General features: G+C 27.9%; 26 protein-coding genes. 5 read left to right on the top strand and 21 right to left on the bottom strand.

Annotation, left to right across the window (positions count from 1 at the left end):
- Positions 1 to 22: 22 nt before the first annotated feature.
- From L1S46_RS13695 to L1S46_RS13665, 7 genes are read right to left on the bottom strand one after another with little or no spacing between them, the layout of a single operon-like run.
- Positions 23 to 730 (bottom strand): MBL fold metallo-hydrolase, encoded by a 708-nt coding sequence (locus L1S46_RS13695; protein WP_236894905.1) that lies wholly within the window; start codon positions 728 to 730, stop codon positions 23 to 25.
- Positions 730 to 1,650, bottom strand: a complete 921-nt coding sequence (locus tag L1S46_RS13690; protein WP_236894907.1) for a RecT family recombinase — start codon at positions 1,648 to 1,650, stop codon at positions 730 to 732. Before L1S46_RS13690 ends, L1S46_RS13695 begins: the two co-directional genes overlap by 1 nt.
- Positions 1,651 to 2,067 carry a hypothetical protein gene (locus L1S46_RS13685; RefSeq protein WP_077854212.1) on the bottom strand — a complete coding sequence of 139 codons (417 nt, stop codon included), beginning with the start codon at positions 2,065 to 2,067 and terminating at the stop codon, positions 1,651 to 1,653.
- A 53-nt stretch (positions 2,068 to 2,120) separates the two neighbouring features.
- Positions 2,121 to 4,112 carry a hypothetical protein gene (locus L1S46_RS13680; protein ID WP_236894908.1) on the bottom strand — a complete coding sequence of 664 codons (1,992 nt, stop codon included), beginning with the start codon at positions 4,110 to 4,112 and terminating at the stop codon, positions 2,121 to 2,123.
- Positions 4,093 to 4,434 carry a hypothetical protein gene (locus L1S46_RS13675; RefSeq protein WP_077843421.1) on the bottom strand — a complete coding sequence of 114 codons (342 nt, stop codon included), beginning with the start codon at positions 4,432 to 4,434 and terminating at the stop codon, positions 4,093 to 4,095. Before L1S46_RS13675 ends, L1S46_RS13680 begins: the two co-directional genes overlap by 20 nt.
- A gap of 14 nt (positions 4,435 to 4,448) precedes the next feature.
- Positions 4,449 to 4,607 (bottom strand): hypothetical protein, encoded by a 159-nt coding sequence (locus L1S46_RS13670; RefSeq protein WP_171788540.1) that lies wholly within the window; start codon positions 4,605 to 4,607, stop codon positions 4,449 to 4,451.
- Positions 4,607 to 5,116: a helix-turn-helix transcriptional regulator gene (locus tag L1S46_RS13665; protein ID WP_171788541.1), complete on the bottom strand. Its 510-nt coding sequence runs from the start codon at positions 5,114 to 5,116 to the stop codon at positions 4,607 to 4,609. Before L1S46_RS13665 ends, L1S46_RS13670 begins: the two co-directional genes overlap by 1 nt.
- A 56-nt stretch (positions 5,117 to 5,172) precedes the next feature.
- Here L1S46_RS13665 and L1S46_RS13660 point away from each other — a divergent pair, with 56 nt between their 5' ends.
- Positions 5,173 to 5,373 (top strand): hypothetical protein, encoded by a 201-nt coding sequence (locus L1S46_RS13660; protein ID WP_236894910.1) that lies wholly within the window; start codon positions 5,173 to 5,175, stop codon positions 5,371 to 5,373.
- 1 nt (position 5,374) lies between these two features.
- Here the strand turns inward: L1S46_RS13660 and L1S46_RS13655 are convergent, their stop codons facing one another.
- Together L1S46_RS13655 and L1S46_RS13650 are read right to left on the bottom strand one after the other, a co-directional pair.
- Positions 5,375 to 5,668: a hypothetical protein gene (locus L1S46_RS13655; protein ID WP_236894911.1), complete on the bottom strand. Its 294-nt coding sequence runs from the start codon at positions 5,666 to 5,668 to the stop codon at positions 5,375 to 5,377.
- 110 nt (positions 5,669 to 5,778) lie between these two features.
- The gene (locus L1S46_RS13650) at positions 5,779 to 6,006 is read right to left on the bottom strand and encodes a helix-turn-helix transcriptional regulator (RefSeq protein ID WP_236894912.1); all 228 of its coding nucleotides are present in this window, start codon (positions 6,004 to 6,006) and stop codon (positions 5,779 to 5,781) included.
- A gap of 136 nt (positions 6,007 to 6,142) precedes the next feature.
- Between L1S46_RS13650 and L1S46_RS13645 the strand changes: the two genes are divergently transcribed.
- A complete protein-coding gene (locus tag L1S46_RS13645; RefSeq protein ID WP_236894913.1) occupies positions 6,143 to 6,514 on the top strand; it encodes a helix-turn-helix transcriptional regulator in 372 nt (123 codons plus the stop codon).
- On the opposite strand, the gene L1S46_RS13640 is transcribed toward L1S46_RS13645, so the two are convergent.
- The 11 genes from L1S46_RS13640 to L1S46_RS13585 all read right to left on the bottom strand — a co-directional run bounded on the left by L1S46_RS13640 (position 6,511) and on the right by L1S46_RS13585 (position 20,959).
- Positions 6,511 to 6,657, bottom strand: coding sequence for a hypothetical protein (locus tag L1S46_RS13640; protein WP_236894914.1), 147 nt, complete (start codon positions 6,655 to 6,657; stop codon positions 6,511 to 6,513). The genes L1S46_RS13645 and L1S46_RS13640 overlap by 4 nt on opposite strands.
- Positions 6,658 to 7,023: 366 nt before the next feature.
- On the bottom strand, positions 7,024 to 10,005 hold the full coding sequence (locus L1S46_RS13635) for an NACHT domain-containing protein (protein WP_236894915.1): 2,982 nt from the start codon (positions 10,003 to 10,005) through the stop codon (positions 7,024 to 7,026).
- A 179-nt stretch (positions 10,006 to 10,184) separates the two neighbouring features.
- The gene (locus tag L1S46_RS13630) at positions 10,185 to 11,342 is read right to left on the bottom strand and encodes an RES domain-containing protein (RefSeq protein ID WP_236894916.1); all 1,158 of its coding nucleotides are present in this window, start codon (positions 11,340 to 11,342) and stop codon (positions 10,185 to 10,187) included.
- 162 nt (positions 11,343 to 11,504) lie between these two features.
- On the bottom strand, positions 11,505 to 12,167 hold the full coding sequence (locus tag L1S46_RS13625) for a hypothetical protein (RefSeq protein ID WP_236894917.1): 663 nt from the start codon (positions 12,165 to 12,167) through the stop codon (positions 11,505 to 11,507).
- A gap of 221 nt (positions 12,168 to 12,388) precedes the next feature.
- Positions 12,389 to 13,798, bottom strand: a complete 1,410-nt coding sequence (locus tag L1S46_RS13620; RefSeq protein WP_236894920.1) for a DUF2971 domain-containing protein — start codon at positions 13,796 to 13,798, stop codon at positions 12,389 to 12,391.
- A gap of 32 nt (positions 13,799 to 13,830) precedes the next feature.
- Positions 13,831 to 15,096: a bacteriophage abortive infection AbiH family protein gene (locus L1S46_RS13615; RefSeq protein ID WP_236894922.1), complete on the bottom strand. Its 1,266-nt coding sequence runs from the start codon at positions 15,094 to 15,096 to the stop codon at positions 13,831 to 13,833.
- A 39-nt stretch (positions 15,097 to 15,135) separates the two neighbouring features.
- Positions 15,136 to 16,629 carry a PIN-like domain-containing protein gene (locus L1S46_RS13610; protein ID WP_236894923.1) on the bottom strand — a complete coding sequence of 498 codons (1,494 nt, stop codon included), beginning with the start codon at positions 16,627 to 16,629 and terminating at the stop codon, positions 15,136 to 15,138.
- Between the two features lie 162 nt (positions 16,630 to 16,791).
- Positions 16,792 to 17,487: an RES family NAD+ phosphorylase gene (locus L1S46_RS13605; protein ID WP_236894926.1), complete on the bottom strand. Its 696-nt coding sequence runs from the start codon at positions 17,485 to 17,487 to the stop codon at positions 16,792 to 16,794.
- A 275-nt stretch (positions 17,488 to 17,762) separates the two neighbouring features.
- Entirely contained in the window at positions 17,763 to 18,233 is a 471-nt protein-coding gene (locus L1S46_RS13600) for a phosphoglycerate mutase family protein (protein ID WP_236894928.1), read from the bottom strand.
- 4 nt (positions 18,234 to 18,237) lie between these two features.
- On the bottom strand, positions 18,238 to 19,500 hold the full coding sequence (locus L1S46_RS13595; protein WP_236894930.1) for a hypothetical protein: 1,263 nt from the start codon (positions 19,498 to 19,500) through the stop codon (positions 18,238 to 18,240).
- Positions 19,501 to 20,812: 1,312 nt separating this feature from the next.
- Positions 20,813 to 20,959, bottom strand: coding sequence for a hypothetical protein (locus L1S46_RS13585; RefSeq protein WP_236894932.1), 147 nt, complete (start codon positions 20,957 to 20,959; stop codon positions 20,813 to 20,815).
- A gap of 383 nt (positions 20,960 to 21,342) precedes the next feature.
- On the opposite strand from L1S46_RS13585, the gene L1S46_RS13580 reads away from it, so the two are divergent.
- Together L1S46_RS13580 and L1S46_RS26545 are read left to right on the top strand one after the other, a co-directional pair.
- Entirely contained in the window at positions 21,343 to 21,654 is a 312-nt protein-coding gene (locus L1S46_RS13580) for a hypothetical protein (RefSeq protein WP_171788558.1), read from the top strand.
- A 46-nt stretch (positions 21,655 to 21,700) separates the two neighbouring features.
- Positions 21,701 to 22,144, top strand: a complete 444-nt coding sequence (locus tag L1S46_RS26545; RefSeq protein ID WP_236894934.1) for a hypothetical protein — start codon at positions 21,701 to 21,703, stop codon at positions 22,142 to 22,144.
- A 120-nt stretch (positions 22,145 to 22,264) separates the two neighbouring features.
- On the opposite strand, the gene L1S46_RS13570 is transcribed toward L1S46_RS26545, so the two are convergent.
- On the bottom strand, positions 22,265 to 23,275 hold the full coding sequence (locus L1S46_RS13570; protein ID WP_236894937.1) for a patatin-like phospholipase family protein: 1,011 nt from the start codon (positions 23,273 to 23,275) through the stop codon (positions 22,265 to 22,267).
- Between the two features lie 206 nt (positions 23,276 to 23,481).
- Between L1S46_RS13570 and L1S46_RS13565 the strand changes: the two genes are divergently transcribed.
- The coding region (locus L1S46_RS13565; protein ID WP_238900264.1) for a recombinase family protein at positions 23,482 to 25,190 on the top strand (1,709 nt) is incomplete at its 3' end.

The following is a 25,190-nucleotide window of genomic DNA, read 5'->3' as shown; positions in this document are numbered from 1 at the left end:
CACCCGCCTTTATTTATTCCTTTTAATTAATTATTAAGCCCGGTTCCGCTATATATGTTTTAATGCCTATAAGGTTCTCTATTTCTTCTTTAAACCTTTCAGGATCTCCATTATCATTGCTTATATGAATTAGTGTTATATCTTTTGTATTGCCTAATTCCCACGATTTTAGCGTTTCTTTCAACGTCTCCAAGCTCATATGGCTTTTAATAGTTCTAGCCCTCCACGCAGGCAATTGAGGTAATATATCTTCTGCATAATTACATTCTATTAAAATATGATTTGCATTCTTAAATACTGGTTTTAAATAATACGTATCTGTTGCAAAAACAATCTTACCTATTTTAGGATGATATATTAAAAATCCTAGCGGCTCATTTACATCATGCTCTACACTAAATGGAATTATAGTAAAACCTCCTATATGTTTAGGTATTTTATGCCTTAAATAATTGAACCTATAGCTATATCTCTCATCCTCTAAATTAATACCTGCTGCTGTACCTTTACTCATATAAATATCTATTCCAGCAGCCAATACATCCTTTATAGCTTTTGAATGATCTTTATGCTCATGCGTAATCAAGCAACCTTTTACTTTACTTAAATCAAAATCCAATCCTTGTTTAATTTCTTTAAAGTTTATGCCACATTCAAGCAAAAGAATTTCTTCTTCTGCCTGAATGATATAAGAGTTTCCTGTGCTTCCTGATGCTAATACCTTAATCATTAAAATTCACACATCACTTGCTGTTCTGCTTTTTCAATTTTCTTATTATTTAAATCTTTTTGAATTGGATTTTCGTTATTGTTTTTATCAATTTCTGTTACTTGCTTTGGATCTACATCTATTACTTCTTGGTTTGCATTAGCTTTAATTTCTTCATGTACCTGTTCTTTAGTATTTTCAATAATATCTGCTTCAGCATAATCTTCATCTGTGTTATTTAAGCTTTCTATTAATACATCACTGTCATCTGAGGTATTATAAAATCTCTTACAAGCCCTATTTATAACGCTCTTCTTCGCCATCTCTTCTCCAAAGTCATTATGTGTATTTGATTTTCCGCTTTTATAAGCTATACCCATACCCCATGACTTTCTTATTTGATCTATTGTCATTATCTCAGTATGAAGTAACTTATTATCATCACCTATTATCAATGCAAATGCACCTTTTATCTTATTTGAATTTATATTTTCAAACTTTGGCTGATAGTTAAATTCAATAGTATATGTTTCATTATTGAATACTGTTTCAAATACATCACCTTCATATATCACAAAGGCTTTTACATCTTTTATTCCACTTAATCTTTTTGTTGCAACTATACTTCCCATATAGCTTTTCATAAGAGTTAATTTGCTACCGTGTACTATAAAATAACATTGTCTTTTGGAAGGGCTTAATCCTTGCAATACCATATTATATAAAGCTTCAACTATTGAAGTTTTTGTACATACTTCAAGTGCCGGCTTTTTCTCTTTATCTACTACTTCCTGAAGCATCAACCAAGCTGAATTAATTGCATTTTCTGCTGAATAATTCTTAGGTAACTTAATACCATTATTTTTTTCTAGTGCGGCTATCTTAGCCATAACATTATTAAATGCATCTTCTTTACTTAAAACTAATCCTGTTTCAGCCATTTACTTTTCCTCCTTTATATAAAATCTTGCTTCTTTCAATACTTTATTTATATCTTGAGAATCAAGGTTATAGCCTAGTGCATACATAACATCACTCATACTAACTTCTTGGAGTGCCCATTTAGGTTTTATAAGATCATGTACAATTGTTACCTTTATACCTGGATTATCTGAAAATACTTTAAAAAATTCTTCAAAACTATTTTCCTTCATTTTGTTATCCTCATTGGCTTTTGTAGTTTCCTCTATAACTCTTGAATCTACGAATAAATCTACTATTTCATTTACTAGAATCTTGTAAATCTCTGCAGCTTTTTCTTTCTGCTTTTTTCTTTCCTCAGGTGTGGTCATACACTTAGACTTTTCTGTATTAAAGTCAGATAAATAATCTAATATTGCTAATAATCTATCATTCATTTTTATTCACGCTCCATATTTAATAAATATTTTTGATTTTTCAATTGAGTTCATTAAGCAACTTCCTGCTCTTTTTCATTCTCTATTTTTAATTTCTTATCTTTACTTACTATTAAGTTAATTAATTGGCTCTCTGTTGGAACTATCTCATTAACACTTTCTCTATTGTCAATAAATATCGGAGCCGTTACTCCATAAAATTCTGATAGTGTATTTATAATCTCTATTCCTGCATTTATCTGACTTGCTGTATTTGCATTTGAAAATGGTACTCCATCGATTAAAGCTTCACAGCATTCATTGAGTCCTCCATTTATTTGTTGCTCAAATAATTTAAATCTTACTGTTTTAAATTTAGAATTTATTCTTTCCTCTAGTAGTTCAACCTTAGTTCTTATGAACTCTTCACATAGGAAGTCATATCCTTCTAGTTTTGCAATTTCATTTGCTATATTTCTTTCTTCCTCCTGGAGCTCTTGAATTCTATTCCTAAGAGTTTTATTAATCTCTATCTGTCCGAGCCTTTTATTGATATTCTCCAGTTCTTTTTCTAGGTTTAATTTTCTGTTTGTAAGTTCTGTAGTATCAGTTAGTTTAAATTCTTGAATTCTGCTTTTTAATTCATTTATGGCTTGGACCAACTCTTGTTCACCCTCAAATGTTATTGTCTTATTAGTATTTAGGTCTTGTTTCTGAATCTCTAGCTGTTCTAATTCAGTTTTAAGTTGAGTTATCTTCAAGCCATATTCATCTAGCTTTTCTGTATAATTTGCTATTTTTAAATTATTATCTTCAATTAAAGCTTCAAGTTCTTTTATCTTTTCTCCGAGCTCTTTACCTTGTTTGTTTATTGAATTAAGCTTCTTTGTCTTTACCTCATCAAAGTATCTCTCTGCATTATCTCTAATATCTTCTATCTGTTCACTTTCATATTCTCTATGGCAAGTTGGACAAAACTTCTCATCTTCATCAAATTCAAATATTGTGCTAAACTCCTGTTTCCACTCTTCTCTCAAAGATTGCTGTTTCTCTTTATGTTTTATAATAGCTGAATCAGCATTTTTTATTGCTACCTCAACATCTGACTTATCTCTATTTAAAATTTGAATATTATGTTCCAGACCACTTATTTCATACTTTTTATCTGAGATACTTATATTTAATTCATCTAGTGGTTCATTTACGCTTTGTTTAGCTTTTATATACTTAGTGCTATATTCAAGCTTCAAGTCCGCTAATTCCTTTTCTAATTTCATTCTTTCAGAGCTATTATCACCTGCAGCTATTTGTTTAGCTAAAGCATTTATTCCTCCTTGAATTGTTGTTCTTCTAGACTCTAAAATTTTAAAATCATCTTCTACTATTGAGTTATTACATTCATCAATTCTAAAAGGAATTGACTCTTTATCCTTGTTATATTTAGATATTTGAGCTTTTACTTTCTTCCTGAAGTCCTCAAGCGGTGTATTATTTGATAATAACTGCTCTAATGGTTTTAATTCTTTTTTGTAGTTAATTACGTTACTTTGCTCGATATCTCCAATGATTTCTAATAATATTTTCCTTTGCTTTTTCCACTCTATGCTGTTAAAATAGAGTAGATTAGAAATTAACTTAAAGGTTTTATCCGCCAAGATATTATCTACCTTTTCGTTATATTCTTTTTGTTTGGCTGGGACTTGATTGATATAGTAAGTTGTTTCATGACCTGAGAAAACTTTATCTGCAAGTCCTTTTTTCTTTGTCCATTTTTCCATTAGTATTCTTTGAAGTTCTATTTCTTCTCCATTTACTTCTAAGATTCCAGTCACACTATGTTCTAATCCATGTATTGCTTGTCCATTAGAATCTAATGTTTTTATCTCAAAGTCTTTTCTATCCTTACTATCCTTTCCAAATAGCAACCAACAAAAGCTATCAAATATTGTTGTCTTTCCAGTAGCATTTCCGCCTAAAATATTAGTTATATTTCCAAAATCAACTTCCAACGCTTTTATGCCTTTAAAGTTCTTAATTATTAGCTTTTTAATTAATATGCTTTGCATAATTCCCCTCCTGATTTCTTGCTTTTTTAACTTCTTCTGATAATATCTCTCCCAATGATTTATAGGTTCCTTTATCGCTTCTTTCAAAAGTTGCATCAACTATTCTATCTAGTGAATCTAATATCTCTTTCATACTCTTTGTTACCGTTCTTGAAAACGCCTTAGTACATGAAGTACAAATTCTAATATATTGTTTTAAGTTAGTTGTCTTTCCAAAATGAACTCTATTAAACTTAATATCATCATCTGTCATAGTAACTATTTCAGTAAATTCTTCTTTTGTAGTTTGTGATCTTAGTACATCTAAGAATAAATAAAACATTTCTTCACTCCCCATCACTCTAAATTTAATTTTCCTTCCTTTCCAAATCTGATCATCGCATCAATTTGCTCTATAGGATAAATATTTATTGCATCCTCAACAAGCATGTCCAATAATTTCCCCTTAATTTCTTTCTCATGTTCTTCATTATTAAAATGCCAAATTGCTTTCATCAAACATCACTCCTACAACAATTTATTAAATATTTCTCAGCCCACAATTTTAGAGACTGTGATTTAGCTGAAATTTCATCTAATGTATTTATTATTTCTTGCAACCTTGGAAGCTCATCTTTTGTAATCTTTCCATCTGCAGTTATATCAATTAGGGATTCTTTTATTTTGTTTATGCTTGTACCATTTAAAACTGCTAGTATCTGAATAGTTAATCTTTCAATACTACAAATCTCAACTGGTGACATCGTAAGTTTCCCTATCACACATTCATTGCAGCAATAATAATTCATTAATTCTGGTGCATTATAAGCATCTGCCATTCTTACAACTGAATCTACTGGTAATTGCTTATACAAACCTAATTCATAGTTAGAAAGTTGATCTTTACTAACTCCTATAGCTTCACTAGCACCTTCAATGCTTTTAAACTTTTCATTGAACTCTGATGCTCTTTTTCTTGCCTTTCTGTAAATTGTGTCATTCTTGTTTAATGCTTTACTATTCATTTCTTCTCCTTTCTCCCCTTAATATGGTAAAATTATGTTGAAAGGGGGCGGCTAATATGCAAAGAACTGTTATGTCCATACATACTGATGAGTGTCCATATTTAAATGAAGAACATTCAATATCAATAAATTATGCAGAACTTTTTAATAATCAATATAAAAAAATGACTTATTCTTGTAATCAAGGTTCTGAATGTACATTTAAAGATAAGTATGGCCAGTGTCCAGTATATAAAAATGCGCCAAATACTCCATAATTTATTGTTTTACAATGAAATTAAATTTACCTATCTCTGCTAGTTCTCTGGCTCCTTTAAGTGGAGTACATATTACGCCAGTTAACTTTGTTAATGTTTCAAAATGACCATATGCATCGAAATTACCATTTTTATTGCACTCTACTTGATATTTGCAAGTTTCACATGGCGTAATGAAGCTTGCAATTTTAGCTTCCTTACAATCCTCTATAAGATTTGTTAAATGCCAAGCAGCACAAAATAAATTTTTAATTTCTTCTTCATTTAGCTTAATTATTTTTGTACTTTCTTCCATAATTTCTCTCCTTTCCAGTATTGAAATTGCTTATTTTACTTTTCTTTAGTGAATGAGCGTCAATTGTTTTTATATTATTGGTAAACTATAATTTAGATGTCGCAATCAGCTTATACATTTGGTAACTTGTTGTTAAAAAAAATTTTGTTGACCTCACTCATATTTAAATTAAACACCGAACTTAGTAATATTATTTCATCAACTTTAAATTTAATTTTCCCAGCTTCCTTATGGTTATAAGTTTTCTCAGATACGCCTATCATTTCAGCTATATTCTTTTGTGTTAAACCATTTAAAGCTCTCTTTCCTTTTAGTAAATTAGCTTTAATTGTAATCACCTCCTTACCATTCGGTAATTTAATAATACATTACCATTTGGTAAGTGTCAATATATAATTTGTAAATTTGGTAAGTTTTTTTTAACTTGATTTCATTTGATTTATAATAATGGTAAGTTATATTGGAGGTAATACTATGAAAACTATTGGTGAAAAAATACAAATTCTTCGAGAAGAAAGAAATTTAAAGCAAAAAGAACTTGCTGAGTTAGCCGGAATTACTGAGGCAACTTTGTCTAGATACGAGAACGGAAAAAGAGAACCCAAAGGTGAAATCATTTCTAAATTAGCCAATGTTCTTAATGTTTCTACTGATTACCTTCTAGGTAGAAATGATATCATTACTTCAAGTGTACATACAAAGGTCAATTTAGCAGAGCAAGTCGGTCTAAAACTTATTAAAGAGCTTGAGAAAGATGGATATAAAATTGAGGAAAAAGATCTACCAAATTTAATATTGGCAGCTAAAATAACATTAGCTCAAAATAAAAAAAATCAAGATGATTAAAGTTCATCCTGATTTTTTTTATTACATAAAGATACATATTCATTTTTCACTATAGAAATTCGATTCATTAACTCTTGTAGTTCCTTATAACTAAAATTAATCTTTAATCCTTTAAACAACAATTCACTTACTTTTGTTTCCATAGCTTCATCTCCCTACAAATGTTAATACCATTTTACAATAATATTTGCTTTTATGCAAACATACGTTCGCAGAAACTTTATGTAAAATAATATTAAGTTTAGTCAATGAAGCTAATGTTTTTACTAGTGAATTTTTGATTAATGATTTAGCTGTTGATCAGCTTGAGTTGAACGGATTTTCATTAGAGCAGCTTGCTAGTAATTACTATGTTCCATTGGAAATTATTAAGTTGAAAATTAATAATAAATAGCCTTATTTACATATAGTCCGTAAATAAGGCTATTCTAATTTAATACACTTGTACATACGATAGTTAAGCATAACTATTAACTTAACCTAAAAATTAATATTTGTATCCATTTTGCTTATCTATCTAAACCTAGCCATTTTTCTTCCAATTGCGCAAGAAGTGTGCTTGATTCATCATTTTTTATATTAGGTATGTTTCCATCAGGCCACTCACCTTTAACTTTTATAGCTTTTTCTCGTATCATATACACATATTTGATTCTAATTTTTGGGTTTTTAATTTTATAAAAATAACATGCGATTGACTCCCTACTAAATAAATCCTTATCCTTTAAACTACTTAAAAATATGTATTCTTTTAAATACAAGATCATACCCTTGACTAGACCAAATATTAATATACTCCCTAAGATGCCTAAAATAACAATTAATATTTTTTGAGCCATTAATTCACTTATAAAATAAACAATTCCTGCTACAACTGACATTACAATTATTACGGAAATGATTATAATTAATATTTCTCTTAGTTTTGGTCTTCTAGATGCTAATATTAAATAATATACTTCATAATAAGGTAACAATATAATTATTGTGAGTATACTTAAAGCATTCGTGAAAATATTATTACCTAAAATTGGTGGGTGTATACCATTCAAATTATTAATTAATATCGTAATACAAAAAAGGATAATACTTAATTTAGTTAACATGAATAAACGATTTATTGAATATATTTTATTAAACTCTTCAGCTATTAAGCCAAGAATAAACTTATTAAAATAATGAAATATTACTACAAATAAGAAGTACAAAGTACAAAGTAATGGGTTCAAAATAAGGAATATTAAACTTCCAGCTATAATCAAATATATATTCATTAATTTTACTTTGGAAAATTTATTTATTTTATTTGTACAATCTGATAATGAAAATGAGAATAATAGTTCTTTCCTTCTGTCGAAGAAATCAATATTTTCAAATAAATTAATATATTTAACTAATTTTTGTTCTAATTGCTTGGTTAATTGATTTAGATGTTTACAAGAACGAATCGCTATTTCACTTATCCACTGATTTCTTATTTCTAGTGAATTTATAATAGCTAAATCTATCAAATCATTTTTCAGTAATCCTACCGCCTCAACAGCTATCTTTTTTTCTAATAAATTTTTACTCTCACAAATAATGCCCATAATAAAATTGCTAAATTCATCTTCAAACTTTTGTATAAGTTCTTTCCTATTTCTAAATGCCTCTTTTAAAAACCTTAGTGAATGTATCGATTTCATATATTGTTCGTCTCTCATATCAATATTGGTATTTAAAATTTTACTAATTTCATTCCAACAAAAATCTGCAATATTCACAGATTCTTTATCATCTGCAACTTCACAGTATAAAACTAACGCATCTCTCCATCTTGAATCTGTTGGTATTGAATTTACATATATATCTTGTACTTGTTTAGGATTTTCAATTAATTTTTGTACTATAAAATACTCATTAAATCTTCTATGAACAAAACTAAAGTTCTGCTCATCACCATCACCCAATCTTCCTATTCTCGCATATTTTAATATATCTACGATTTCTCTTATTTTAAATTTAGGTAACTTTTTTTCTAAAATATCTATTGGAACTTCCAAACCATAAGATTGTTCAAGAAACATTATGTAAGATATTTCTTTACAGCATTTAATTATTACTTCAATATTTAACTTTTTTTTAATAATTTTCTCTCTACAGTCTTCTAATCTATTTAATATATAATTTGAGTATAATTCAGCTTGATTATTTGGTAACTTATTCACATTATTTTCAGCATAACTAGCTATTAATGCTGTTGTAAACGGATTTCTTGCACTAGGAACAAGAAACTCTTTTTCATTAAATAATAGTCTCTGAAATTCATCTGTATATAAGTCATCCATAGATTTTTTTAATGCCTCTCGAATCTTCTGTTCCGTAAATGGCCTTATTTCAAGTATACAGTTACATTGAAATTCCCCGCTTGGCTTTCTAAATAATCTAGAAGCTAAGATCCCTCTCGAGTTTTTAAATCCAGTAATAAACTTATAGATTAAATAAGATAGTTCTTTAATTAACCACGATGATTCATCAACATCTAAAACAGCAGAAATTTCATCAAATGAATCAAAAACAAAAAATATTCTTCCGTTTTCATACATCTTTTCGAAATATTGATCAATAAATTTATTAGCTACAATATCATCTAATCGTTCTTTTAAGTTATTAACTATAAATTCATATAATTCAGTAGCTTTAGGCGGATTTAATTCGCTCCACACATCAGAGTTCTTCCATTCTTTCAAATTTATATAGATTGGCACTTTACCTGTATTATTAACCTCCTTAAGCAAGTCTCTACATAATTTTCTTAATGATACACTTTTTCCTCCTCCTGGATCACCTAATACTAAAATTGTTTTACTATTCTTATATGATTTAATAGTAGGAATTAATTCCTTAATTCGTTTCTGCTTTTTAGTATTGTTTGTAAGAATTTCAACTTGAGCATCTAACGGCGTAAAATTATAAGCACTCCAATTTGTTTCTTTGTCCAATTTATTCAGGTCGCACTCTAAGATTGAACAAAAATGATTGAGCTTTTCTTTATAACTCTTTTCTGGAAATTCTTTATCAATAGGAGTTAAATGTTTCCCCATAACAGTTGTATCTCTATTAAAATAATTCACTATAAATATTGTTAATAATGAGAATATCATAATAACAATAGGCGCAACATTAGTTGGTGCAGGAATGTCTAAACTCCATTTTGCATTTGCATAGTTTATAAACCCTTTTAGTAATGATTCTACAAATGAATTCCAAGCTGAAAGTGAAGCAACTATAGCTAGCATGAATGCAAAAGAAGAATTTCTTATAGAATGACTACCATTATTCTCAGGCAACCATATTGGTTTTGTAATAACTAATGCAATTAATAATATGATACTAAATAATATTGTAGGAATAAATCCTAATGTCAGGCAATATGCAAATACGATTATAATAATCAAAAACACAAATGCAAATAACTTTGCTTTCTCAGATAGTTCTCTAAAAAAATTCATTTTTCCCCCTAAAATTAAATAAAATATTGTTTTTGTAGTTACATAATAATAAACATTTATGGATATTATACCATAAGATCCAATAAATCCAAATATAACAGCAAAAAAATACCACAAATTCATTTCTGAATAATGTGGTATTTAAGATGCTTAAAATAACTTAAATTTACTGTTTATGATTAACTTATCTTCCCTAAATCCTTATCTAATAATCTACTAACTATTTCCATAAATCCCGAGCTTGAATAGTGAATTTGACCATTACTATTTTCTTGGTATACAATTTTTTTTCCTTCTTTTGTTTCAATTTCTTCCACAGAAAACATATTAATTAATCCGTTACTTTGGTCCGTTATCTTACTAAAGTCAATATCATGATTTTCTGAAAATAATTCTATATCATTGCAGTTTATAGATTCTGTTAGAGTTATCAGTTCACTTAACCTTTTACAATGACCTCTATCCAAATTTGTTTCCTTAGTTGGTATAACAATATTTCTATATAAATTTGGATTTCTTCGTGAATAAGTAGCTGTCTTTGTTGAGTAATACTGTAAACCGTCAATATCTCCTTGAAGTCTTATCCATTGAGTAAACATTTGAGGAATTATATATTCCTCTCTAAATGGAGCTTTTGTATCTTTTACTCTTACTGAACATGCCATAATTATTGGCAAGCATATCAAATAACTTTTCAAAAGATCTCTGTATTTATCTATTCTATCCTCAATATTTGCATAACCTCTCGTATGCTTATATACATCATCTTTTACTTCATATGGTAAAATAGCAAAATTAAGTATCTTAATATCTTTATCTAATTTAACTCTTGATACTGTAAAATTATTTGGCAATGGCCTGTTTAGCTCTTCCCAGCAAGTATATGGTGTCACCCCAAGATATATACACGGAAAACCTGCGATACTATATCTTTGATTCGTAATAATATTTCTTTTCTCATAAGGTATATGAAACATTTCTTTTCTATCTAATTCTTCAGTACTTGGTCTTGCTCTATAATAATCATTATTAGTTAAATTATAATATTTATTTATCTCATTAAACTCTAATTTAACCGAATCAAAACCGTTAGAAATTTTTGTGAATGCATTATTTAAAAACCCATTATAATATTCCTGTAGAGAATCTTTAATTGTATTACTTAAAATTGTAACTTTGTCCAAAATATCATTTTTATCCTTATCAACAATTTCATTGACAAGAACTATATAAGAATCCAATTTTTGTGATATAAATTTTTTAAAATTATCTTCCGTTTCATTTTCTAAGGGAAATTGAAAAAATTCATTTTGTAATATCTCTAATAAGTTGCTCATTTTTATCTCCTTTTTACTTTAATAATTATATAGACGATGATAAGCATATACTTATTATACATAATTCCCCAATATAATTCCATAAAACAACAAAAACACCACAAATTCTTTTTTGAATATTGTAGTATCTATAAACAGTAAAAAATCAATATATTGGGCTACTTAATCTGTAATATAAAAGTTTTTGTTTTCCTCGTAAAACTTTTTTGCGTCTTCCAAAAATTTGTCATCATTGTTAACACTTTTATCTACAACCCTTATTTCAGAAGATTTTATCTTTTCATTGCTATATAAATCACAGCTAAATCCAACTAACTTATAAGGTGATTTATTTGCATCTTTGCGGATAAAATTAAATTCTGCTTGTCCTTGATTTATATAAGTATTATTGATAAAATCGGTACGATAGTTATATGATATCTTTCCCTTTTCTATGTCAATGCTGACTTTTTCAGATGTCCACGCTCCTTTATATGAACCATTATCAAAATAAGATCTTCCCCTTATTATCAAATTATCAAAATCTTGCTCATATTCTTCAATAAAATAAACAGGAGTTTTACTCTTACTTAGATAACATCCAATCCATACTCCTTCCAAGTAATATCTCCCAAATAATATTTTTTTTATTCCATTGATATTACTTATTAAATAAATTGCAATTTTTAGAACAGTACTGTATGTACCTAAAGCAACTAATGCTCCTAACGGAATTCCAATAACTGGTCTTTGTGCTATTATTGATTCTATGTACCCCCACAAAAAAAATACAACTGCTGTCGTTACAGTAAATACAATCGAATATAATCTCTCTAATGGTTTCATGTTTTCTCCCCTTATATAATAAAATCACTCAAATAAATATAATTTTTAAAGTCATAAAAACTAAATATTATGTTTCTATGATATCATATTTTCTAAATACAATGTTATAAAATAACAAAGATACCACAAATTCATTTCTAAATATTGTGGTATCTAAATTAAATATTTTTAATGAAATCAACATTTATACTAACTTTCCAACTTATATATTTAAATTTAATTTATTTGAATTTTAGTAAACTAAGCTTTTTGCGTTCAATTTGTCCTGTTTCATGAGAATATTTAGCTTGATAGAAATTAAACTTATCACGCCCAGTTTCTCTACACTTTTTTTCAATTATTCTCATAATTTTAATTTTATCTGAATCTGATGTTTTAATTCCAAATATAATCCCATCTAAATCATTAAAATCGTATATAAGTTTTCTCTTTTCTATTTCTCCATAGTCTGTAAAGCATTCATCTATAACGACTCTATACTCGCATTCATATTTCCAATCTTCTGTTTTACTCGTAATACTCTTATAAAAATAATCCCAATATAAATTTCTCCAATCGTCATCAAATTTTCCTAAGTTAATATATTGGCTAATGTTCCCATTCTCATCCATATACCATTGTGACTTAAGTTTTTTTATTGATAAACGCCCTAAAGATTTAAAAAAATCTATTTCTATAAATTTTTTTTGATATGTAACTTTTTTCAATTCATAATCACGCTCTTCCACTACCCCACCTGTAGTGTCACAGTTTTTAATACTCTTTAATGTTAAATACTTATCCCCTTCCTTTTCTTTAGTCCTAAATTCTAAACAAATTCCCTTATGATTATCTCCATAACTTCCCCAAACTGATGAATTATTATAATTATCCATAAAACAAGCTGTATACCATTTTTGATATATTAGCTTATCTAATACCAATAAATAAGAACTTGGAAATGTTTCAATTATAAACTTCATATTATGATGATTAAAATCAATATCTTTATTATAATAAGATATCAATTTAAGTTCATCGCTCGTATTCTTTAGTACTTCAAATATTTCTTCGCCATTATCTTTATAATTAATATCTTCACAGAACCTATTTGCGCCTTCGATAATTTTTTGAAAAGTGCTAATGTCATCAGCTTTATCCCCTAGAATTTCAATTCTATCCATAAGGCCTTTTTGCGAATATACTAGGTTTATAGAATCAAATGCAAATTTATGTATAAATTCTATATACACTGTTAGCTCATTTATTCTTATAGGTACTTTTCTACTAGATAATAACTTAGGCAGACTTGAAATACACTTATTTGAAAAGAATTTTTCCTTTATAGCACTAAATCTTTGCTTATGTTCTTTAGTTAACAGGTCTGTTTCCGTTTTGAATACTGGAATATAATTTTCCTCTATTCTTATACTTTCTCCAAGTACACTCCAGATGGAAACAATATGCTCAAAGCATAAAAGATAATGTTTCAAGAAGTTTTTCCAAAGAATTTCATCACCCTGCCAAAATATATCTTTAAAACCTTCCATTGGGTCATTAAGTTGTTCTGGTGATGCAAAATAAATTTCCTGCTTTTCAAGTTCCTTAAACTCTTCGTCTAAAAGATACTTAGTTGACCTAAACCTATACATAAACTCACTCCTTATAGCTATATAAATAAAAACTAATTTCTCTCAATTTTCTTTTGCTGCTGTTTAAAAATAATAGTTGGATTTGCACCTGAAACTCTTTTTATTAGCTCATCTTGTCCAATTACTTTTACTAAGTTAGCAATCTGTTGAGCATATACACCTTTATCGTAATAAAAAATTGTTGTTTCTGTATTTGGGCATTCAATTAATTCCTTTATGATATCTTTATCTGTTATATCAAGTGAATGTCCAAATATGTATATTTCACTTTTATTACTATGTAAATTATTTATATAATCCTTATATTTATTTATATAAGTTTCACTTTTTTGCCTATAAAGGGCCTCCCTATACCTTTCTTCTTTGGTAAATATCATTTTATAATTTTCTTCTATTTCTTCAATCCATTTTTTATATGTGTTTTCCGTCTTCTTATATATTCGTTGAAAATACTTTTTAAAAGCAATGAATTCTAAATCCTTATTTTTAGCCTTTTTGCCAAGATACTCGTCTATTCCTAAAACCATATTATTCTCTTCATTAGCACTATTAATATCAGCTTTTCCATGAATATAATGATATTCTATTTTATTAGTATTAAAGCCATATATTCTCTCATATGTATTGGTATAATTAAAACTTAACACTTTATCAAATTTAATATCTTTTATGTCTGCAGCTAAACATTCTATATTAATTTTTCTAACGCATTCTTCAAGATATATCTCTAAGCAACGAATCAGATTATCCAGGTGAGTCTTAAGTATATCGATAATTTCTTTTAGATTCTCACCTATAAGTTCAAATGGCTCAATATCTAATCCAGTATATACTAAAATTTTTTTTACAATTTCTTCTTTGTAGCATTTCTCTTGTTCTTTTTCCTGTGGCCATTTTATATATTTTTTACAATATTCACAGTAATTTTTCATATAATCAAAACATTGTATTGCATGAGAGATTTCTGATTCGAAGTCAATCCACCCTTTATTTTCATATTCAATATTTTCTAAAAAATATTGAATCCAAACATTATCTTTTGATTTTTCCATTAGCTCTCTTAGATGAATGTTATCTTGTAGATTCTTTAAAAAATTATGTTCAAGAAAGTACTTTAGCAAACTATTATTGAGTCCATTGGGCCTAGATATTAAAAAAAAGTATTCTTTTTCGTCTTCATCAAACCACTTATTCACAAAAATATTCTTAATTGTTTTAACAAAATCCAAGAAATCTTTATATTGAGTTGGTAATCCATGTTCTAAATCAAAGCCATTTCCTATAACTAATATTTTCACATTTATTTTCCCTTCTTATGTATTGTATTTTTTAATATGTCAATCATACTTTTCATAACATTGTTTACATATACCGTCTCCAGTCATAAATTCATATGGTACTTTGCGTCCGCAACTTGTACATATGTCTCCCTCTTCATTTACTTCAGCACAATTATGGCAAATTGGCTCTCCAAAGTAATTTTGATAGTCACCTACTTCTCTTCCGCATTCTACACACAATTGCTCTTCTGAGTAACTTTCTTCTTCTTGCAAATCTCCTGATACTATTTCTAATTCATCATATGAACAACTATTAATTGATTCATCTACATATGAATCTATACTTCTTGAAATTCTCGCTCTAATATTTCCATTTAGAGTGTGAATTCTTTTAGGTGATAATAAAATTTCTCTTGTATCTTCATCCCTTCCCCAATATCTTCTTGAATACGCTTCTAATGTTAAATTAAATTCCACAATATAGGTAGCTTGTCCATCATAATATCCCTCAAATTCGTATGATAGCAATTTACTATTTATAAGCTCATCTGATAATTCAAATGATGTTCCATCATAATCGCTTAGTGTTGTAGTATCAACATATTCTTCTTCAGTTTTAATCAATTTATCAAATACATCATTGCAAATGCCCCAATCAACAATATCATTAACATATCTTTCGACATTATATCCTAATGCCCATTCAACTGTGCTAGGTATTTTTTTTTCATATTTATCAGCTAATTTACTATATAGTTCAATTGATGTTATTCCTATAAGGTCTTGTGTTGTTTCATTTTTAAATTCTTCATATAATTCCTTTCTGAACCCTTTTCTTGTATTTCCATCTACTTCATACCAATCTTCTTTTACATCGTCAGTTACAAAAATTAGGTTCTTATTATTTTCCTTGCAATATCTTATTGATTCCCTCCATATGATAAAATCATCATACATTTGGACTCCTGATTTTTCCTTTTCATCTTTATATCCTGGCGGAATTTTTTTCTTATATCTTCTTTCTCCTTCATCACATAGCTTATAAATTTCTTCAATACTAAATCCATCAAGTAATTTCTCTTTATCTAATAGCTCAGTAATTAAATTTTTAATCTTATCGTCATCTAAAAATTTTTTATTAATGTCTTCTAACGCGTCATGCTCTTCAACATATTCCTTGAATATCTCTTCTATCTCATTAATTTCGCTCATTAACTTTTCTTCTAATTTATCTATACTAGGAAATTTAAAACTTTTTAATATACTCAATTGTTTTCCTATTTTATCTTTCATTTGGTCTGTTGGTTTTTTTAAGATATACTCAACATTTTCAAATTTATTTTTCTGCCGTTTAAAGCATGTAGAATGATTTTTATCAAACTCAATTTTTACTGTCTTCGGCAAACAAATTTTTTCTATTATTAAATTTATAAGATCAATAAAAAAATCTGCTACTTCTGGTGAATATTCATATAAATTTAAATATACATTCGTATCAAAAATAATAATACTATTTTCGCTTTCTAAGAATTCATTAATCTTATCTTGCATTTTTTACCTCGCTTATAATTTAAATTTTTCCTAGTGTCTATCTATGATTTTTCTAAAATATCACCGATATACTTCCACTATATCATAATTTATGCAATTAATTCTATAAAATAACAAAAATACCACAAATTCATTTCTGAATATTGTGGTATCACTAAATGATTATTTTATTATCTCTTTAAAATGATATTCAACTTTATTAATTTCATATATCTTTATATCTTTTAATTTAAATGTTCTATCATCAAAGAATAAGAAATTTCTTTTATGAGATGATGAGACAACACTTTCATACCTTATCCCACCAAATCCTTTTAATTTAATATATTCAATAATATATTGTAAAGGTATATATTCCAAATCACTTTCTGGTAAAATTGGTTTAGATAAATTCTCTAACAATATTTTTAGAAATGCTCTCTCCTCAAAATTTAGTTGAGTCTTACCAACTATTTCATTTATAGTATTGATATCAAAATCTATTACTTTCAGTTTCTGATTTGTTTCAAATTTTGCAACCGTAACCTTTGAACCTTTGAATGGTCGTACTTCTCCTATAGCTGTTTCTTCATCATACGAAGTATAAAAATATGATATTCCTCTTGGATTGCCTCTACCATTTGAAGCTTTTCCAACTGGAGGTGATTTCAAATCCTCTTCCTTTGTAAATTCTCCTATTCTGGCTCTATACACCTCATACCCACTAAGTGGCTCTGATACACTATTCTTAATTATGCCGTCAATTCTATCTAGTATATTTTTTTGTATAAAATATCTATTTACATACTTAATATTGTGCGAAAATTCTTTCCATAACTCTCTTGCTTCTTTAATATACTCTTCTGGAACTTTATCCATCTTTATTCCCCCGAACAATATGTTGACTATGTATTTATTATAACATGTTTTACCAATTATATTTTATAAAATATCAAAAATACCACAAATTCATTTCTGAATATTGTGGTATTATACTAATATATTTTATTAAAATAACTTACATTTAATTATTGATGATAATATGTAGTTTATTCTTTACTTTTTTGTGCCATTCTGCCTTATGATTTCAAGAATATAGCTTCATAGCTATAACATCATTATTAAAGCTTTTAATTTTTTAATAATTTTTATATTTATTCACCATATTTTAAATGAACAACATTAGTGAATTTATCTTCTTCATTATCAGAAATATAAATATTAACTATATAAAAATTATCAAATTCACTCTCACTAATCGTACCAACTATTTCGTTGCCAAGTATTTTGATAATCTTTGGTACTGTATTAGAATGATGAATTACTAATACATTTTGTCCTTTATAATTTAATAAAATATCTTCTGCAATTTTTTCAGGACTATCAATCTTTTTGTGTTCTATACTTGAATGTAGACGTTCAAGTATAGGTTGTGCAGTTTGTATTGATCTATGAATGTTACTTGTATAAACTGCCGATATGGGAGCTTTTTCAATAATATTCACTAAGCTCTGAGCTCTCTTCTGTCCATTGGAATTTAAAGATATAGAGTTTTCATCAACTACTCCATCAGGATTATCTATATCCGCATGTCTAATAAGTAGTACAGTTGTAATATTACTCATAATATCACATTAATACTAATTCATTTTCTTCTTTTAACTCATCTACAATATGTGTATTAATCAAAGTTCTACTACTATCTGATTCAGGTATAATTCCTCTCCAATCAAAACAATCTAAGATTGTTTTCTTATATTTTCCTTGACTTAATTCTTGATCAGCTTTGATTATATTATTAAGTACCTTTCCATAAGTCAATTTATTAGGAATAGTATTACTCCAAGCCTTTGCCATTAGTTTACCAAAATAATCACGCGCATCAAGTAACGCTTCTTTAAATTCATTCTCTTTTCCTCTATAATGCTCTTCGAATTCATTTTGGATATTCTTTAATTCAGTTTCTCCTTTAGCATGATAAGATCTCTTTCCTAAATCCTCAGATATAAGCACTCTTTCAATTAAATTACGCTCAAAAATTTCCACTAATATATCAAAAGCTCCACCTGTAAATGGTTCTGACAAATCATGTTCCTCTGTTCCAACATCTCTCATTTTCTTATCATTAAAAACCATACGAATTTCACGCGATTGACTTAACTCACCCATACGAGATAACTCATTAACAGAAAATAAATTTCCTTTTGTGTTATTAAGTATATGATCAACTACTGAATCAAAATGCAATACTGCTACAATCGCAACTAAATCTCCAAACGCCTCATGGTGTCCGTGGTATTCTAGAGTTTCTTGTTCTTTATTTTCTGGTTGCCCAATTATAAAATTCTTAATAGTATGCCCAAGCTCATGTGCGAGAACATCAAAATTTTCACAGTATGGTTGCTTATCTTCCCCATAACCAAATTCAATAAATCCCTCTGGACTTGACCAAGCGTTATTAAAATTCACCCTAGGAATTAACAGAAGTTTTTGGCTCTTATCAGGCCAAGGCCATTGTATTTTTTCTCCAAAATAGTCTTCCCAAATATCAAGTACTCGCCTAACAGTTGCATACATTGCTGCAGATGAGAATGCTCGATCTCCTGGTTTTAAATAATCAAAATGCCCATGATCATTAGGTTGAACTGCTGGTTCATGATCTCCTTCATATCGATATTTAAAAGATGGAGAACTCGGAAATCCAAAAGGTTCTTTATTTATAGCATCTACCACATATATTCTATCATCTTCCGGACCTTCTTTTATAGTACCAGGATGCATATTAATATATACAATCTCAGGTTTTTCAAAACCTGATAACCACTTGTTTTGTGGGTAAATTAAAAATTTTGTTCCATTTTCTCTTGCTTTTTCATCTAAAAATTTAGACATAATAAATTCTCCTTTCAAATATAAATGTAATATCCACTTGTTATTATTTTAACAATCAATTTATTTATTCATTTTTTTAATAAAATAAATAATAATCTATTCTGACATAGATGCAATTTTATTATTATGTAATGCTTATGCGTAAATACAATAAGTTCAACAAATTCATTTATGGATATTATTAACGCCACACTCTATAATTAATCTTTTTCAAATATCTCATAAGCCTAAATTAAGAGAAATACTATTTATAGATACAGCTAATCAAGATATATATAATGTTGGCTGGATTCTACGCAATCGTAAGATAAAAAATAAATATGAGTTACCATATAAAAAAAGATATGAAGTAAATGACAATGATATTAATTCTGCATTAAGCGAACTTGAAAAAGACTTCAAAGGAATTAACAACAAATATAAAATAGAACTTGAATGGGGATATACAAATAAATCATTAAGTATGTCATTGGAAAAAACACTGATGAACATATTGCGATTCAGCAATATTCTAAATTAAAAGATTTATTCGTGCCAAAAGATTTCTCTAAGACACAATAGGCATTGACTTATTATAATAACTTAACACTATAATTAATTTATCAAAATTAGCGTTTATTTTATTAAATATTTGATATAATATAAATAAGAAAAGTTAGTGCTGTAACACTAACTTTCCCTAGAACGTTTTTAATTTTAGGGCTATTAGATGTTATTTTGGGTTAGAAAAGGACTTTACTTGATGGGAGGGTCCTTTTCTTTTGTCTTAAATTTTATAGAAATATATAAAATCTTAAAAAAGGAGCAGATGCGCTTTTTTACTGTGATAATAACTAAGTTACTTACGGACTTTATTATGGTATAATATACTAGTACGATTCAGTCGGGCTACTGTTACCACAACCCTAAATGTTAGGGGGTGGTATATATGAGTAATGAATTAAGTTTGCTATTTAGCGGGGGCACGTTTTTAATTGCCCTATTAACTTTTATTGTATTACTTATTTTAAACATAAAAAAATAGTAGCCCATGACCGCAAATCTTAGCTACTATTTTTTTAATTCAATATATTAAATTAATGGTAACAGTTGCATACTGTTTCGTATACTAATAGGGTGTTACTAGCATCCTATTTTTTATATCTATATTATAACATAGTTTTTAAATTTTATACTATTATTTTTTAATTTGATAGAACCATAATTCTAATGTATTTTTTAAATTGTTGAATTGATCCATTGGAATGTATTGAGTTTCAATGAAATATTAAATTAATACTAATTTTTAGGATTTCATAGTATCTTTAAAATATCACCACACCTCTAACTTACTACTAATATCAGTACCTTTTACACTCCTTAATTTAATTGCTAAATACTTATCCACGTTATATTTTAAGTTATTATAGCCAGATGCTCTCAAAATTAACACAATATCATTACCTGTAAATTCAACCATTTAAATGTTAATAACAGACATATCTCCTAAATTCCCTCAAAGATCATCTATCATTGACGTAAATTTATTTATATATAATCAAAACCAAATAAAAAACCCATAAGTAACCTAATTATTAATTATGGATTAATTTATAAAACTTGCTAGCTTAGATTATTTATAATATTTAAATATAAATATTATAAATAATCTATTTAATTAAATATATGATTGTATAAAAAAAATATAAATCAATGAAATATGAATGAAATTTTCAAAACCTTAATTACTTTTTTTGACATAAAAGTTATTAAATATAGTTTATACTATAAAATATAATATATATATTATTATGTTAAATTTAACATATAAATTAAATTTATCGAAAAATAGGAGGTTTATTCATGAAAAAAAATTTAGTAAAAACATTAAGTTTATTATTAGTAACATCTTCATTATTTGCACTGCCAGTATTTGCAGCAGAAAAACCAAGTGGAATTCAAAGTACTAATTCAATTATCACTCCAGATGCAATGGTATCATATAAGATATCACAAACAAAACGTTATAGTAGTGATAATTATCCATCAAAGATATGGTATAGTGGATATTATGCCGGTTCAAATGTATCGGGATATTTATATTTTACAAGTGCTTACCAAAGTGATGGATACTGGATAGTTACTTATACAGGTAATGTAACTGGCCAAGCATAGATAATTATAGTTAAATAGTATTATAAAATATGGAGGTGGATTTTAAGTGTTACAATTATTAAATAAACATAAACTTATATATCTTACCTTAAGCATTTCCTTAACTTTATTAGTAAATGGATGTAGCTCTGTTAATAATATAAAATCCGAATCCCAAAAACAAGAAACTAAAATAGATAATATTGAGATTGGAAATAACGAAGTTCCACAAGCTAAAGAAGTTAAAAATGATTATAAGCCTTTAAATGGTTGGCAAAAGCTTGAAGGTGATTGGTTTTATTTAGACAACGGCTTAGTTAAACTCGGTTGGGTTGAAGATAATAATAAATGGTACTATTGTACCAATTTAGGATTACAAAAGGGTTGGCTTAATGCTGATGATAGTAAATGGTACTATTTCAATGAAAATGGAGAAATGTTAACCAATGCAACTACCCCTGATGGCTATAATGTTGATTCCACTGGAGTGAGAACCAATAATATATCATAATGACAAAGGTAGACAGTTTTTATGACGTCTACCTTGTCTTTTATTGTTTAATAATAATACTGTCGTTCCTTATTTTCCATATATTTATTTTATCTAAAGATAATTGTTTAAAAAATAAACCTAATTCGTATAATTTTTAAGTTCGCCCTTATCATATTCCTCAAAATATTCTATGGTACCTATTCTTCCCGAATCTATAAGCTTCATCTTAGTTTCATAATCAATTTCAAAATCAGTAGTAGAAACATCCATTGAATCTATATAAATCGTACGGTCGAAGTCATCTCCAGTTAAGTGTGTAATATCTTGATTTTCCATAAGCGTACTAATAAGATTCCATGAATAGCTAAAGAAAGAATTAATTGTGTGATCATTCGGCTGAGTCCTACCATTGAATAGATCTATTTTATTTTTACTATCTAAACGGAACCCAATTGTTTCTTTATTATATACATAAGTATTACCAACTTTATCATGTAACATTTTCTCATATTCTTCTGGTATAAAATAATTTTCATCTTCTTCTACATATATCTTTCGATCAAATAGTCTCACTGGATAATTTGATAGGATACCACCGTCAACATAACAACAATTATTCATTTTGACAGATTCAAAAAATAATGGAATTGACATGGAAATACGAACTGCATCCTTAATTGGCATATCTTCATATTTTTCATTTTCAGCGGAAAAAGTTTCAACTTCATGCTTTGTTAAATTTGTGCCTTGAAAAAACATTTCTTTAAATTTGCCACTATCTTTAATTTCCTTAAATGTAGAATCTTTATTTCCTGTTTTCTTTTCAATGATATTTTCTAACCATCTAGTAAAAGCCTCTCCTTTAAACCACCCATACCCTTTAATAAGCAATCTATACAAATCTCTTATTGATCCTATATCATCATCCATAAAGCTTCTTAGGTTCATCTCATTAAAAGTATTATAAAGCTCTTCTTTTGAATAACCTAATCCAACCATGAGCGCTATAATAGCTCCTGCAGAAGTTCCTCCAACCCTTTTAATATTCTGAAGTATCCCCTTCTGTTCTAGTATTTCTAAAGCACCTAAATATGCAATTCCTTTTACACCTCCACCTTCGAATACAAGATTCTTAAAGTTATATTCCATCTTAAACACCTCGATATTTATCTTATTAATATAATTTTTAAATCAATAGTCACTTTACTTTATACACCCTATTATGCTCTTCAAACAATTTTTTATTATTATTTTAAGCTACATTTATATTTACAAACATACATTCGCACATCCTATTAAATAATGTTATAATATTGCTAATAAAATACAAACATATATTCTTAGGAGTGATAAATATGAAAGTTGCTATTTACTCAAGAAAATCCAAATACACAGGCAAAGGCGATTCCATTGGTAATCAAATTCAAATGTGTAAAGACTACATAGAAAACCTATATAAAAATAAAAAAATTGAGTATTCCATTTATGAAGATGAAGGCTTCAGTGGTAAAAATACTAACAGACCTGAGTTTCAAAAACTACTAAATGATATAAAGAAAGAGAAATTTAATGTTTTAATATGTTATAGGCTAGATCGTATCTCTCGTAATGTTGCTGACTTCTCATCTACTCTTGATGAACTTCAAGTCTATGGAGTTGACTTTGTAAGTATAAGAGAACAATTTGACACTACAAGTCCAATGGGACGAGCTATGATTTATATTGCCTCTGTATTTGCCCAATTAGAGCGTGAGACGATCGCAGAACGTGTAAGGGATAATATGATAGAGCTTGCAAAGAATGGGCAATGGTTGGGCGGTTCTCCCCCTCTTGGATATTCTAGAAAAAGAGAAACTTGTTATGACGAAAATGGAAATGAAAAAGCAATCTCGTTTTTAGTTCAAGAACCTGATGAAGTAAAATTAGTACAGCTGCTTTATGACACATATTTAAAGCTTGGATCTATACACCAAACCGAAAGATATCTAATGAACAATGGTATATGTGCGCCTTCGGGTAAACTTTTCGCGGCCTCTACAATGCATAAAATTTTGAAAAATCCTCTTTATGCTAAAAGTTCAGACGAAATTCTAAAATATCTTGAAGCTGATGGTATTAATGTTTTTGGCTCTCCAGATGGTATTCATGGAATCTTAGAGTACAATAGAACATCTGTAATAATAAGAGATGGTAAAAAAACAAATCCTTTTAAAGATAAATCTGAATGGATTGCTGCAGTAAGTAAAAGATGTGAAGGATTTATTGATCCTGACACTTGGCTAAAAACTCAAAAGCAGCTTAAGACCAATAGTGCTCTATCTCCTAACCTTGGTAAGACTAATAATGCTTTACTTACTAGCAAATTAAAGTGTAAATGCTGCGGAAGCTCAATGGGAGTAGCACTTGGCCGTAGGCTTAATGAAACCGGATTATGTAAAGTTTATTATAGATGTAATTTAAAAAGGCGTAGCAGTGGCCATCTCTGTAATAGTAAAAATTTAATTGGAGACAAAGTAGATGAGTGCGTATTAGATAGCTTAGTAGAAATGGCTAAAAATAAAAAAGCCTTTTTAGATAGAATACTAAAGTCTAAAAAAGAAAATAAAAAGTTAAAAGAAGATAAATTTAAAAAATCAACTCTCGAAAAGCAAATAGCAAATAAAACAAAACAGTTGAATGGATTACTTGATAAATTATCTGTAGCCGATGATTTACTAGATATTTTCATGAATAAAATAAGATCACTAAAAAGTGAGATCTCCCAGTTAGAAGAAAACTTGAAATCCATAGGAGAAAATATAGAAAATAATTCTTCTGAGCTTTATGATATTGAATTTATAAATGCAGTATTAGATAAATGTGTGAATATAAAAAATGAATCTATTGAAAGTAAAAGAAGGATTATAAATTTTTTAATCGAAGAAATAATATATGATTCTGAAACTGAGCTACTAGAAATATATCCTATAGGTTCTGGTGGAAATAAAAAAAAACGCTATAATACCTTCATAAAAGAGATTACTAACGATCCTCTTTTGTTGCACTTTTATTCACGAACCAGTTG

Origin of the sequence: Clostridium sp. YIM B02500 (genome assembly GCF_022324665.1) — a bacterium.
In the GTDB taxonomy this organism is placed as follows: Bacteria; Bacillota; Clostridia; order Clostridiales; family Clostridiaceae; genus Clostridium; species Clostridium beijerinckii.
The sequence above is the reverse complement of the archived record's forward strand: the minus strand, read 5'-3'. Positions and strand labels throughout refer to the sequence as shown.